Source organism: Prevotella sp. HUN102 (assembly GCF_000688375.1).
Taxonomy (GTDB): domain Bacteria; phylum Bacteroidota; class Bacteroidia; order Bacteroidales; family Bacteroidaceae; genus Prevotella.
Window position 1 is genome coordinate 1528505 of the sequence record NZ_JIAF01000004.1, and the last position, 13496, is coordinate 1542000.

Sequence of the window (13496 nt, forward strand, 5' to 3'; positions counted from 1 at the left end):
TGGGAAACGGGAAATGGGAAATGTGAAATGGGAAAACTCTCACATCCAACATCTCACATCCAACATCTCACATTTAAAATCTCACATTTAAAATTATAAAGCAATGGCAACAACAGCAAGAAATCAAATCACGATCGTGGACCTCAACGACGCCAAGTCCGTGCAGGTCTACTTCACGGCGTCGCAGGGGTTCTCGCAGCACTACAACCCCGACACCCACAAGTTCAGCCCGGCGTACCCGTCGGCGAACAACGTCATAACCCCGAGGGTGTACGAGACGGGCGACCCCAACGACCATCTGGCGCGCTGTACGAACGTGAGGTACACCATCAACGGCACGGCCTTCACGGCGTCGAACTCCAACACCTCATACGTGGTCGGGGCGGACGGCAGGCTGACCGTCAAGGTAAACCTCACGGGCAACCTCAACGTAACCTTCGAAGCCGACTACGCCGACGAGGACAACATCGTCTCCAAGATCGGAGGCTCGTTCACGGTCGTGCGCAACGAGTCATCGGGCGCACTCTTCCAAGTGGTGCTCACCTGCCCCAAGGGCAACATCTTCGACAAGTCCGTAGCGGGCGACCTCACGGTAAAGGCGCAGGCCGTGCGCGGGGGAACGCCCGACACTACCAACGTGAGCTATGCGTGGACGCAGTTCGACATCAGGACAGGTGTGTGGAAGCCAGTGGCGTCGGGACGCTCCAACGGGGCGGTTCTCACCGTGAAGCCCGACGACGTGCTCAACTTTCAGACCTTCAAGTGCGTGGCCACCGACGCCGGGGGCAGCGACGCGGCGGCGACGGCGGAGGAGATCGTTACCTTCCAGGACCTCACCGACCCCTACGTGCTCGAACTCTACTGCCCCACGGGCGACAAGATAGTGAACGGCACTGGCTCCACCACCGTAAACGCCCGCGTATGGCAGGGAGGAACGAAGGTGGAGGACGAGGCAACGCCCGAGCCGAGCCGTAAGTTCACCTACGCGTGGACGAAGCTCGACGCCTCCGGAAAGCCCTCCAACTTCAACGGAACCACGTCGCCCTCCAAGGCCGGCAACCCCCTCACCGTGGGGGCGGCCGACATCAGCGGCAAGGCCACCTTCGTGTGCGAGATAACGAAGAAGTAAGAAGGGACGGGAAATGGGAAAGTTTTCCACATCTTCCATTTCCCCTCTCACATTTCACATCAATATGATACTTGCAAGAGGACAGATAACAATCACTTCGATACACGACGGCAGGGACGGGAAATCTTCTGCCGTGAGGAAACTCGACACGCACGTCCGTAAATATGACAGTGCGAAATGGGAAGTCTATGCACAGTCCGGGCGCAGGGAAACATGGAACGCCATCGCCAACGTCAGGGATTTCAACACTGGAGACACGGCCTATCTCGAAGGCATTGTAACCGACAGGGGAAACGCTGAATGTATGCTGTTTGGTGAAGTGGTGGGGAAAAACGGAAGCGACATCACGCTGAAAACGACGGCTTTCATAAAAGACGGAAACAACGGCACGGACGCCTACTCCGTGGACCTCACTCCCTCGGAAATAGTCTTCGAGACCGACATCAACGGCACAGCCGTCAATCCGAGTGGGAAGCCCGCCGCGCTCACGGTGCGCAGAGGCTCGTCCGTAATCCAGCCCACGTCCGTGAGCATCACACGCCTCGAGGGCTGCACGGCGCGCTTCGAGAGCGGAAAGGTCATCATAACCACCCTCGCCCGGAGGGACGGGATGTCCGTCCCCACCGGCTACGTGAACCTCCGTGTCACCGCGGATGGAAACACCTTCGAGAAGCAGCTCGTCTTCACGGTCAATACGCAGGCCGTGCTCACAAGCATCACGGCCGAGAACGGGCAGATACGGCAGCGCGTGGAAAAGGTTGAGAGCGAGAATGCGTCCCTCACCACCTCCGTGAGCCAGATCCGTCAGCAGGCCGACAGGATTTCCCTTGAGCTTACGCAGCGCAGGTTCTCGGGCATCAACCTGCTCAAGGGGGCGGGGCTGAGAAGCGAGAACCTCACCATCGAGACCGACACGACGACCATCTGGGGAGGAACGCTGAGCGAGAAGAGAATCGAACTGACCGCCGGCTATCGCTGCGCCTATATCAAGGCGGCAGGGCATACGGCTGACACGCAAGGCGGACTTTTCTTCGTCGGCCGCATCAACGGCAGGGGCGTCTACACCCTGTCCTTCCGCGCCCAGCTCGCCACCACTCCCGACAGGGGGATGAAAATCAACGCCTGCCTGAACAAGACGATGAACACCCGCGTGCAATGGCTGCCCGAGCAGGCATTCGTGCTGTTATCCAATTCTGAATGGAATCAATACACATTCCAGATAGAAGTGCCCGAAACCACTTGCCCATATCTTGAGATTTCCATCCGGCTCGTGCGCAACGGAGAGGTCAGGGTCAAGGACATCCAGCTCGAGGAAGGCACCGTGGCCACGGCGTGGAAAGACCCCGACACGAAGGAGGCACTCAAAAATGCGGGTCTTCACATTGATCTGGAGAAATTCATAGCCACCACCGACAACTTCGTAATACGGAACTCAAAGGGAGAGGAAAACCTTCTCGTGGATGAGCACGGAATGGTAAACGCGAAGCTCATCAAGGCACGGACGCTCGAGACCCTCAATCAGGGACGCGGCTCCGTACGCGCCGAGAACGGCGTCCTCGAGGTGCTCAACCCACAGGGAAAGGTGAACATAAGGTTCGGACTCGTGAACGGTCTCGTCGTGCTCGCCTACTACGACAACTCCGGAAAGCTCCTCTACACCCTCGGACCCGACGGGATGAGCGCGAGGGACATCACCGAGGAGAAGTTCCTCGAGAAGTCCTTCGCCGAGATAAACCCTACGATCTATCCTGTCGCCAAGATGGAGGACATCGTGTCGAACGGCAGCCTGATGCGTGCGCTCTTTGCCCGGAAGGGCAGCCACACCGGCAACGCCCTCAGGGACGTGATACTCTACCAGTACACTGCCGGAAGGGTGGGCAACGAGGTTGTGAGGGGACTCTGGGCAGATACTCCGTCGCAGGCACTCGGGGCGAACGGCAGGTACTTCCCGAGGATAGGCAACGTCGCATCGACGCCCTACGCGAGGGGATTCTTCGCCGAGGAAAGCTACGCCATGGAATTGATAGGCGCAGTGCCGCAGGATTACAGCAGATACGAGAGATACTACGCCGTCAAGGTAAACTTCAACCAAGGCTCCTTCAAGCGGAGGATACTCGTGCTGCTCGACGGACTGCCAGCAACGGTCGAAGTATATTCAAACACGATTTATTAAACGGGAAACGGGAAACGGGAAATGGGAAAACTCTCCCATCTAACATCTTCCATCTCCCATTTACCATCTCCCATTTACCATCTCCCATTTACCATCTCCCATTTACCATCTCCCATTTACCATCTCCCATTTACCATCTCCCATTTACCATCTCCCATCTTCCATTTAACATCTTTAAAACAACAAGCAATATGAAACAGTACAGAAAACAGGACGGAACAGTCTACGACGGTCTTCCCATACAGTTCGCCGGAATGACCATCGCCAACCCGACCGAGGAGATGCTCCTCCGTGCGGGCTACGAGGAGTACATCCCAGAGATCTACGTGCCCGTGGCCGAGGAACCCACGGCAGCCGAGGTGCTCGAGGCAGTAAAGAAGCACATCAGGACGGACGCCATCAGCGACGGGGATGCCGTTAAAATCGCAGCCGTCTTCCCGACGTGGAAGTCGAGGATAGGACGGCAGGTGAAGACGGGCGAGAGACTCTGGTTCAACGGCTGCCTCTATAAGGTAATGCGGGACCATACCGTGGCTGAGGAGCGGCAGCCGAGTATCTACACCCTCCAGCTTTACGATCAAGTGGGGACTCACGACAGGGGAAGGAATTCCTCCGATGCGATAGAGTTCCAGTACGGAATGGCTCTCGTGCAGGGACGCTACTACAAGGACGACGGACAGATCTACCTCTGCACGATGTCCCTGCCCAACTGCACGTGGGACTTGAAGCATCTCGTGGGCAGGTTCGTGGAGACCGTGGTAAGCGGCTCTGAAAATGGCACTGTAAACCCTGAAAATGGCACTGATACCTCGTCAGGGAAGAACCCAGAGACGTCCGGTGAGGAAGCAGTGACGAAGTTCATCACGGGAATGAAGCTCGTAAAGGGCAGAATCTACGAGCAGACGGGCGTGAAGTACCACTGCATCCGTGACCTGTCCAACTGCATGTGGGACTTGAGACACCTCGTAGGAGAATACGTGGAGAAGATTCAAGGACAGTGATTGTAGGAAAGATGGAAGATAGGAAGGCTTTATTTCCCATCTCCCATCTTGAAAAGTCAAAGTATCCCCTTATAATTCAGAATCATCTGATTGGCATTCTGAATATCCTTCGGGGTATATATATCCGTTATAAGGATTGACGAGTGGCGTGCCTGGTCTCTTACACTGAGAACATCGGTGTTTGCACGGAGCATATTCGTGATACCCGTATCTTTCAGACTGTAGAACTTGTAACGGTCAGTAAGGTTCAAATTCTTCCGGATATAATGATGCCAGTAATCCCTGAATGACTTTTCACTTCTTCGCTCAGGACCGGGCATAAAGTTGCTGCTGAATATATAGTAATTCCCGGGATTGTCGAATATTCTCAGGTCTATCATCAATTTCAGCACGTGGTCGGGAACCGTCAGGAGCGCATCATTGTGGTTTTTCGTGTTCGAACCGTGCAGGAACAGTGTTTTTTTCTTGATACTGAAATCTCCGACTCTGAGATAACTCATTTCCTTCGGTCGCACAAACAGGTAATGGAGAATGTAGCATGCCAGCAGGTAATGCCTGTTATGCTCAGTCAGCCATCTTTTCAACTCTGCAAGGACATCATTGGGAATCACGTCCCGGTTCTTGAGTTCTCCCCTGTACCGGACAACCGAATAACCCTCTGTTGGATTCCTTGAGATATAACCCCGCTCAAGCAGATATTTACAAAATGTTTTAAGCCAGGACAGATAATTGTTCCTCGTCCGTATGGTATTGTTCCGGTCAATGAAGACATAATCCAGGAACCGCCCTATCATATGCCTGTCAAACTGGTAGGTATAGAACAGGTTGATTCCCTGAGTATCCTTCCACTCCTTCAGCACTTTCATTCTGCTTAGATAGGAAATGACGGATTCCTCGCGCATATTGCCCTCTCTCAACAGCTTGAACAGATATTCCCCATACTTGCCGCAGACTTCGTCAAAAGAAGCATATTCAAGGGGCTGCATCATTTCCACCCACGGATTCCATCCCTGCATCAGCTTCTCTGTAAGTCTCTTGATGAGAGCTTCTCCGTACTTCTGTTGGTTACGCTTACCCTTGATGTGGTCAAGCATGATCTTCTTGATATGGAATTTTCCCCTTGACGGGTCAAAGGCCGAAAAGGAAACATAACACTCCGAGGCTTGATGAAACCTCGGAGTTTTCCAACCGATGATCTCATCGATTGCCGTCTGTCTGTTCTGAAAAGAAAAATTTTTTTTAGACATTTCAATTTTTTGAGTGAAATGCCCTGTTGAACTATTTTTATGAGAAAACAGGGGTTCGCCGATTTTCCGCCGACTTCAACACCCCCGACAAAGCAAAAGGAACTGAATATCAGCTCCTTTTGTTCCTAAATGTCGGGATGAGGCGACTCGAACGCCCGACCACTGGTCCCCCAGACCAGCATTCTAACCTACTGAACTACATCCCGATTTCCTTAAGCGATGCAAAAATAGTTATTTTTTGAGAGATTAGCAAACTTTTAAAGTAGTTTTTCCTCTATCATAAGTTAATTTAGTATTTTTGTATGATAGAAGTTTTAGGCAAAATCTGTCGTGGATGGATGATATTTACCCCAAATAGATACACGGCAACACGAAAAAATAATAGCACGGATTTTGCAATCACACTTTCAGAACGGAATAACTAACGGATATTTGCTGCACGGGATGGAAACCTGTCGGCAATACAAATTAAACAAATAAGGATGCACTACATTATCAAAGCACCATCGCATATAGATTCGAGGATAACATTGCCTGCCTCAAAAAGTATCAGCAACAGGGCACTGATTATTCAGGCACTGACAGGAGGACAGTTGTTTCCCGTCAATCTTTCCGACTGCGACGACACCGAAGTTATCATCAGCGCATTGAAGAACAATCCTGAAACTATCAACCTCAAGGCTTCAGGCACGGCTATGCGCTTTATGACAGCCTATCTCAGTGTTACGGAAGGCGAACACATACTTACCGGAACAGAAAGAATGCGCCATCGGCCTATCAAAATTCTTGTGGATGCACTGCGATTTCTGGGTGCGGAGATAGAATATATGGGCGAGGAGGGCTTCCCTCCATTGAGGATTCGCGGAAAAGAACTTGAAGGTGGAAATCTTGAAATATCAGGAAGTGTCAGTTCGCAATACATTTCGGCATTGCTGATGATTGCTCCTGTTCTTAAGAAAGGACTGAAATTGAAGTTGCTCGGCGAGATTATTTCCCGACCATACATCGACCTTACTCTGCACTTGATGCACCAATACGGTGTGGAAGTGGATTGGACGGATGTAGACACAATAACGATAGCTCCTCAGAAATACAAGGAATGTAATTACGTGGTGGAAAACGATTGGACAGCATCGAGTTATTGGTATGAAATACTGACGTTATTGCAGGATGGCGAGTCGAAAATAGTTTTTCCGGGATTGTTGAACGGCTCTCGGCAGGGCGATTCTGCCGTTAAGTACATTTTCTCATTGCTGGGCATCAAGACGACGCACGCCGTACAAGACAAATTGGCAGACGTAACACTGGTGGCGAAACGCCGTATGCTGACAAAACTTGAATACGATTTTTCCTATCAACCCGACCTCGCACAGACGCTGATAGCATTGTGTCCGATACTCAACATTCCATTCAAGTTCACGGGTTTGTCTACCTTGAAAATCAAAGAGACCGACCGAATTACTGCAATGAAAAATGAAATGGCAAAGTTGGGCTATGTAATCTATGACGAGAACGATTCCGAAATGAGTTGGGACGGAGAACGCTGCGAGCCTCTCGCCAATCCCATTATCGAAACCTACGAAGACCACAGAATGGCAATGTCGTTTGCTCCGTTGGCTGTCAGCCTTGGAGAAATCAGAATAAACAATCCTCAGGTAGTGTCGAAATCCTATCCGCACTTCTGGGATGAATTGCAACGTGTAGGGTTCAGGATAGAAGCGAAAGAGTAGGAGAGAAGTGAAAGAATAAAAAGTATTTCTTGAGTTCGGAATAGGCAATTTGTAATTGTCCGAAGAATGGCGAGCAATCTTCGCACATTTGCCTTGCATTCTTGCGAAGAATGGAATGCAATCTTCGCACGTTTGAAAACAAAGAGTTTATTAGTTGATTATCAGGCGTTTACAACTCAATGGATAAATAAGATGTTGTATCTTATTGCAATGCCTGTCTGCTGCCTGAATTAAAGCGCGCGACAAGGAAAATTTCCTTTTCCCGATGCTTGATTTCTGCATATTGTTTGCAGATTTCGATGTTTTTTCGGAACTTTGTAACGAAGTTGTACACGCTGATGGAACGCCATTCCCACAGAATGCGAACTGCCAAATGGGCGAGACTCAACGGTATGCTCAGTACTTCTGTTACCAATGTTTCATAAATTAAATTCAACCAATCGGTACAATCAGTACCGGAAGGTATAAACTAAGGAATTATAGATGAATATTATCATTATCGGCATTCTGGCTATCGCAGCATTATGCGCAATCGTTGGTCTTGCCACGTTCATAAGCAGGCGCAACAGCACGGAGCCTGACGTGATAGTTCACGCCTCGGGCGACTGCAACACCTGTTCGGGAATAGACGAGAGTTGCGAGCAGACGTGTATGATGGTGGCCGCTACAAAGGAAATTGAATACTTCGACGACGAAGAACTCGACCGTTTTCAAGGCAGAGACGCATCGGATTATACGGATGAGGAGGCCGACGAGTTTTCCGAAGTTCTCTATACGATGCGTCCCGAAGAGGCAAAAGGGTGGAACAGAAGTCTCATTCTCCGCGGCATAAACGTGCCCAATCAGATGAAAGACGAACTCATTGCAATGATAGAGGGCTGATTGCAAGGCAACTTCTTACAGGAAAAGACAATAAAACATAGCCTTTTTGAGTTAATTATACGTGAAATATAGATATTCAAAATATATCCCCATTCTGTTTTTGGCGGTGTTGGCAGCGATTGTTGCAGGATGCTCCACCAAGAACAATACTGCGCAGTCGCGTTGGTGGCATTCGTTCAATGCGAAATACAACACCTATTATAATGGTGCGCAGGCCTATATTGACGGTTCTCTGGAAAAGGAAAACGGCAACAAGGACAACTTTACCGAAATGATTCCACTCTATACTGTCGGCAACAAGAGCAGCAGAGAGCTTGGATTGGCCAACTTCGACCGTGCCATTGAAAAGGCGGAGAAAGCCATTGCACGCCACAGTATCAAGCGCAGGCCTGAATGGAACAAGAACCGGAAAAAGACCGAAAGAGACATAGAGTGGCTTTCGCGCCGTGAATACAATCCGTTCCTGTGGAAGGCGTGGATGCTGATGGGACGTTCGCAGTTCTATAAAGGAGCGTTCGACGAGGCTGCCACTACCTTTGCCTATATGAGCCGCCTTTACAAAGGGCAGCCTGCCATCTACGGCAAGGCGCGTGCGTGGTTGGCAAAGGCTTATGTCGAAGAAGGATGGCTTTACGATGCAGAGGATGTAATCCGGAATATGCAGCGCGACTCTATGGACTGGCGTGCCGTGAAGGAATGGGACTATACTTTTGCCGACTACTATATCCATACGGGCGAGTTGGAAAAGGCTGTTCCCTATCTTCGCAAGGTCATAAAGCACGAAATGCGCCGTAAGCAGAAAGCCCGCGAATGGTATCTGATGGGGCAGATTCAGGCAGCTCTCGGCAATAAGGAGGCTGCCTACAACGCATTCCGGCACGTTATCCGTTCCAACCCTCCCTACGAACTTGAATTTAATGCACGGATTGCAGCCACGGAAGTCATGGCTGAAGGCCAGTCCAAGCAAATGATAACCCGATTGAAGCGTATGGCAGCGTCGGACAACAACAAGGAGTATCTCGATCAGGTGTACTACGCTATGGGCAACATCTATCTTGCCGAGAAAGATACGATGAATGCCATCAGCGCATACGAGCAGGGCAACAAAAAAGCAACGAGAAGTGGGGTAGAGAAGGGCGTGCTGTTGCTCCATCTCGGCGATCTGTATTGGGCAAAGGAGAAATTCGGCGATGCCCGCAGATGCTATAATGAAGCATTGGGATTGCTGGACAAGGACAGGAAAGACTATGAACAGTTGTCTGACCGGTCGAAAATCCTCGACGAACTTGCACCTTACACGGATGCCGTTCAGCTTCAGGATTCACTTCAGTATCTTGCAAAATGTTCCGAAGAGGAGCGTCTTGCGGCCATTGACCGTGTTATCGACGAACTGAAAAAGAAGGAAAAGGAAGAGCGCGATCGGTTGGCCGAACAGGAAGCAGCGCAGCAGCAATCTGCCAACGAGGGTATCGGTACCAACAATAATGCCAACGGCAGACCACCGCAAATAGGCAATCAGAAGCAGGAATCCACGTGGTATTTCTACAATCCTATGGCTGTTCAGCAGGGTAAGGCCAGTTTCCAACGCCTTTGGGGTAAGCGCGAGAATGTGGATAACTGGCAGCGTGCGAATAAAACTGTTGTGGGCAACATTGGTTCTGACTTCAACTACGCAGAAATGACCGATGAACAGCGGGACTCTATAATGCGTGAAGAGGCAAGGCTCGATTCGATTAAGAATCTTACAGACTCTGCTCAGAACGATCCACACAAGCGTGAGTACTATCTGGCGCAGATACCATTCACACCAGAGCAAATTCAAGCCAGTAACAAAATATTGACAGACGGTCTGCACCATTCCGGTGTCATCTTCAAAGACCGTCTGGACAATCTTAATCTTTCAGAGCGCGCACTCAGAAGAGTGAGCGATAACTACCCGGAATACGAAAAGATGGATGATGTTTACTATCATCTATACCTTCTTTATATGCGAAAGAACCAACCTGAAATAGCCAACAACTATATTTCAAGGTTGAAAGCCGAACATCCGAAAAGCCAATGGACGGCTGTCTTGTCGGATCCATATTATAAGGAGAACGCCAAATTCGGCGAACATCTCGAAGATTCGCTTTATGCTGCCACATACGAAGCATTCAGACAAAACCGTTTGGGCGAGGTGGCTGCCAACAGCCGCATTTCGGAAACACGATTCCCGATGGGAGCCAACCGAGACAAGTTCCTCTTCATCGGTGGTCTGGGCAAGCTGAACAGCGGCGATGCCAACGGTTGTTTGCAGGATATGAAGACGGTTGTGGAGAAATATCCACAAAGCCGTATCAGCGAAATGGCGGGTATGATTGTGAACGGCGTGCAGGCGGGAAAGAAAATACGTAACGGAAAGTTTGATTTGGGCGACGTCTGGAACTATCGGAGCGATATTCTCAACGACAGCGACAGCATCAGACAGGTGCAGTTCTCTCCCGAAAGAAACGCGGACTTCAAGTTCCTGTTGGTCTATAATCCTGATTCGCTCAACGAAAACAAGCTGTTGTTTGAAATGGCCCGCTTCAACTTCACGAACTTCCTTGTCCGTAACTTTGAAATCGAAATAGAAGACATCGAAGGTATGCACCAGATGCAGCTTTCAGGATTCCGAAGCTATGATGAGGCTTATCAGTATGCACGACAGTTGTTCAGTTTTGATAATGTTGTGGCGCAGATGAACAAGGAAACAAAGGGAATCATTATCAGCGAACAGAATCTGAAACTCATAGGAACGGCATTCAGTTATAAGGACTATGAAGATTTCTATGCGAAACATTTTGCACCACTAAAGGTTACGAAGCGATACCTGCTGTCTGAACCGGCTGAAATAGCATCGCCGAGAGAGAAGGAACGCGACTTACAGGAAGAGATAGAAAGCCGAAATCCGACCGAGCGCGACCTCAATATTCAGGAGCAGATGAATGTACCGGCGAACAACGGTATGACAATTCCAATGGAGGAAGAGCCCGTTGAAACAGGAAACAACGGCGGCGTAGTGGTTCCAAATGAAGCTCCGGCCGTCAAGGTTCCGACAACGCCTGCAACATCGTCCACCGAAGTGGTTATTCCTATCGATAAACCATCAAAGACTTCACCAACAGAAATCATCGTTCCTGTTGAAGAGCCGGTAAAGACCATTCCACAAACAGTGCCCGTAAATACAGGAAAACCTGTGGAAACAAAGCCTGCAACGCAGACTCCTGTCCCTCCCGTGCCGACAATCGACAACAACACGATGGAGATTCCAATGAACAACGAGCCTACTGCACCTGTTGGAACATTCGAGATTCCAATAGAGAATGAACCCAAAACACCAGTAGGCACATTTGAAATCCCTATGGATTCTCCCAGACCTGCTGCTCCAAAGTCTGCTAATGGCACTACGACTGCAAAGCCTGCAACCAATGCACCGTCTGCGAAAAAGCCGTCTGCGAAGCCTAACCCTAATCAGAAGACAACGCCTGCGCAGCAGAAACCTGCTCAGCAGCCGAAGAAACAGACTGCCGAAGGACCGGTTATCTACTTCGAGGATGCCCCCAAAGCAGGCAACAATAACCAAAAGAAACAGACCACTCCTGTACTCGACTACGATTTCGACGACGAGTACTACGACTTGGACGGTTTCTAAGTTTTAAACATCAGTATTAATAAGAAAGAATCAGTTCACGAATATATGAGCAACGGACTTCTATTATGGGTTGATGATGAGATAGAACTTCTCAAAGCCCACATCATATTCCTTGAAAAAAAAGGATACGAGGTTATCACGGTCAGCAACGGAGCTGACGCGATAGACCAGTGTCGTGCGCAAACGTTCGACCTTGTGCTGCTCGACGAGCAGATGCCGGGTTTGTCCGGTTTGGAAACGATTCAGAAAATAAAAGAAATCCAACCGGCAACTCCCATCGTGATGGTAACGAAGAGCGAGGAAGAGGACATAATGAATCAGGCAATCGGTTCCAAGATTGCCGATTACCTTATCAAGCCTGTCAATCCCAGTCAGATACTTCTTACATTGAAAAAGAACATCCATCGGCGGGAAATCGTAACGGAAGTTACGCAAAGCGGCTATCAGCAGGACTATCAGCAGATAGCGATGCAGATAAGCGATTGCAGAAACTTTGAGGATTGGGTGGAAGTCTACAAACGGCTCGTGAAATGGGAACTTGAACTGAGCGATGCGGACAGCAATATGACCGAAATGCTCACGATGCAGAAGGAGGAAGCCAACATCGGATTTGCCAAATACATCGCCCGGAATTATCTCGACTGGGTGGCTCCCAAGGACAACGGCGGCAAGTTCAAGATGCAGAACAAGGACAAGAGAAATGCCGGCGAGCGTCCGCTGATGAGTCCCGATATATTCAAGAGCAAGGTTTTCCCACAGATTGACGAGGGAAACAAGGTGTTCCTCATCGTCATCGACAACTTCCGGTTCGACCAATGGCGCGCATTGTCAGAGGAAATCGGCGATATGTTCGAGATAGAGGAAGACCTCTATATGACAATCCTGCCGACAGCAACCCAATACGCACGCAATGCCATCTTCAGCGGACTTATGCCCTTACAGATTGCACAGATGTTTCCGGAACTCTGGGTGGATGAAGACGAGGAAGAAGGCAAGAACCTGAACGAAAGCCCGCTCATACAGACACAGATAGAACGCTACCGCAGGCGCGACAAGTTCTCTTATCACAAGATCAACGATTCGAACGGCGCAGAGAAATTTATGCAGCAACTGAAGAATCTGGAGCAGAACGACCTAAATGTGCTCGTCGTCAATTTCATCGATATGCTCTCGCACGCACGCACCGAAATGAAGATGATCCGCGAACTGGCAAGCAACGAGAGTGCCTACCGCTCGCTTACCATCAGCTGGTTCCGCCACAGCGTGCTTGCCGAACTGTTCAAGGAACTGGCACGCTCGGACTATAAGGTGATTCTCACGACCGACCACGGTTCGATACGCACCACGAAGCCCGTCAAAATCATCGGCGACAGGAACACCAACACCAACCTGCGCTACAAGTTGGGCAAGAACCTGAACTATAATCCGAAGGAAGTCTTCGCAATCAAGGAGCCGCGGCAGGCGCAACTGCCGTCGCCCAACATCAGCACAAGCTATGTTTTCGCGACAGGCTATGACTTCTTTGCCTACCCGAACAATTATAATTACTACGTATCCTACTATAAGGACACATTCCAGCACGGCGGAATCTCCATCGAGGAAATGATAGTCCCGCTCGTTACACTTACCCCCCGCAAGCGATAAAAAGTAAGAAACCAAAC

General features: G+C 50.0%; 10 protein-coding genes and 1 tRNA gene. 7 read left to right on the forward strand and 4 right to left on the reverse strand.

The window, feature by feature from the left end; genetic code table 11:
- The first annotated feature begins 103 nt into the window (after positions 1 to 103).
- Positions 104 to 1129 carry a hypothetical protein gene (locus tag P150_RS0111700; RefSeq protein ID WP_028897847.1) on the forward strand — a complete coding sequence of 342 codons (1026 nt, stop codon included), beginning with the start codon at positions 104 to 106 and terminating at the stop codon, positions 1127 to 1129.
- Here P150_RS0111700 and P150_RS17660 read toward each other — a convergent pair.
- Positions 1086 to 2285, reverse strand: coding sequence for a hypothetical protein (locus P150_RS17660; RefSeq protein WP_155953005.1), 1200 nt, complete (start codon positions 2283 to 2285; stop codon positions 1086 to 1088). The genes P150_RS0111700 and P150_RS17660 overlap by 44 nt on opposite strands.
- On the opposite strand from P150_RS17660, the gene P150_RS17665 reads away from it, so the two are divergent.
- The gene (locus tag P150_RS17665; RefSeq protein WP_155953006.1) at positions 2238 to 3302 is read left to right on the forward strand and encodes a hypothetical protein; all 1065 of its coding nucleotides are present in this window, start codon (positions 2238 to 2240) and stop codon (positions 3300 to 3302) included. The two genes, P150_RS17660 and P150_RS17665, sit on opposite strands and share 48 nt — an antisense overlap.
- 326 nt (positions 3303 to 3628) lie before the next feature.
- Positions 3629 to 4303 (forward strand): hypothetical protein, encoded by a 675-nt coding sequence (locus P150_RS0111710; RefSeq protein WP_197018089.1) that lies wholly within the window; start codon positions 3629 to 3631, stop codon positions 4301 to 4303.
- Positions 4304 to 4359: 56 nt separating this feature from the next.
- Here P150_RS0111710 and P150_RS0111715 read toward each other — a convergent pair whose 3' ends face one another.
- Both P150_RS0111715 and P150_RS0111720 read right to left on the reverse strand, forming a co-directional pair.
- On the reverse strand, positions 4360 to 5550 hold the full coding sequence (locus P150_RS0111715) for a site-specific integrase (protein WP_028897850.1): 1191 nt from the start codon (positions 5548 to 5550) through the stop codon (positions 4360 to 4362).
- Positions 5551 to 5682: 132 nt separating this feature from the next.
- Positions 5683 to 5756: transfer RNA gene (locus tag P150_RS0111720), tRNA-Pro, on the reverse strand.
- 276 nt (positions 5757 to 6032) lie between these two features.
- Here P150_RS0111720 and P150_RS0111725 point away from each other — a divergent pair.
- Positions 6033 to 7280, forward strand: coding sequence for a 3-phosphoshikimate 1-carboxyvinyltransferase (locus P150_RS0111725; RefSeq protein ID WP_028897851.1), 1248 nt, complete (start codon positions 6033 to 6035; stop codon positions 7278 to 7280).
- A gap of 202 nt (positions 7281 to 7482) precedes the next feature.
- Here P150_RS0111725 and P150_RS0111730 read toward each other — a convergent pair whose 3' ends face one another.
- The gene (locus P150_RS0111730; RefSeq protein WP_028897852.1) at positions 7483 to 7695 is read right to left on the reverse strand and encodes a hypothetical protein; all 213 of its coding nucleotides are present in this window, start codon (positions 7693 to 7695) and stop codon (positions 7483 to 7485) included.
- A gap of 68 nt (positions 7696 to 7763) precedes the next feature.
- Between P150_RS0111730 and P150_RS0111735 the strand changes: the two genes are divergently transcribed.
- From P150_RS0111735 to P150_RS0111745, 3 genes are all read left to right on the forward strand, one after another.
- Positions 7764 to 8162 carry a hypothetical protein gene (locus tag P150_RS0111735; protein ID WP_028897853.1) on the forward strand — a complete coding sequence of 133 codons (399 nt, stop codon included), beginning with the start codon at positions 7764 to 7766 and terminating at the stop codon, positions 8160 to 8162.
- Between the two features lie 61 nt (positions 8163 to 8223).
- Entirely contained in the window at positions 8224 to 11835 is a 3612-nt protein-coding gene (locus P150_RS0111740) for a hypothetical protein (protein ID WP_028897854.1), read from the forward strand.
- Between the two features lie 45 nt (positions 11836 to 11880).
- Positions 11881 to 13479, forward strand: coding sequence for a bifunctional response regulator/alkaline phosphatase family protein (locus tag P150_RS0111745; protein WP_028897855.1), 1599 nt, complete (start codon positions 11881 to 11883; stop codon positions 13477 to 13479).
- Positions 13480 to 13496: the final 17 nt, after the last annotated feature.

What these genes read in the sequence shown, in the direction of transcription:
- P150_RS0111700 (WP_028897847.1), top strand. Translation starts at nt 104, where the DNA reads ATGGCAACAACAGCAAGAAATCAAATCACGATCGTGGACCTCAACGAC.
- P150_RS17665 (WP_155953006.1), top strand. Translation starts at nt 2,238, where the DNA reads ATGAAAATCAACGCCTGCCTGAACAAGACGATGAACACCCGCGTGCAA.
- P150_RS0111715 (WP_028897850.1), bottom strand. Translation starts at nt 5,550, where the DNA reads ATGTCTAAAAAAAATTTTTCTTTTCAGAACAGACAGACGGCAATCGAT.
- P150_RS0111725 (WP_028897851.1), top strand. Translation starts at nt 6,033, where the DNA reads ATGCACTACATTATCAAAGCACCATCGCATATAGATTCGAGGATAACA.
- P150_RS0111735 (WP_028897853.1), top strand. Translation starts at nt 7,764, where the DNA reads ATGAATATTATCATTATCGGCATTCTGGCTATCGCAGCATTATGCGCA.
- P150_RS0111745 (WP_028897855.1), top strand. Translation starts at nt 11,881, where the DNA reads ATGAGCAACGGACTTCTATTATGGGTTGATGATGAGATAGAACTTCTC.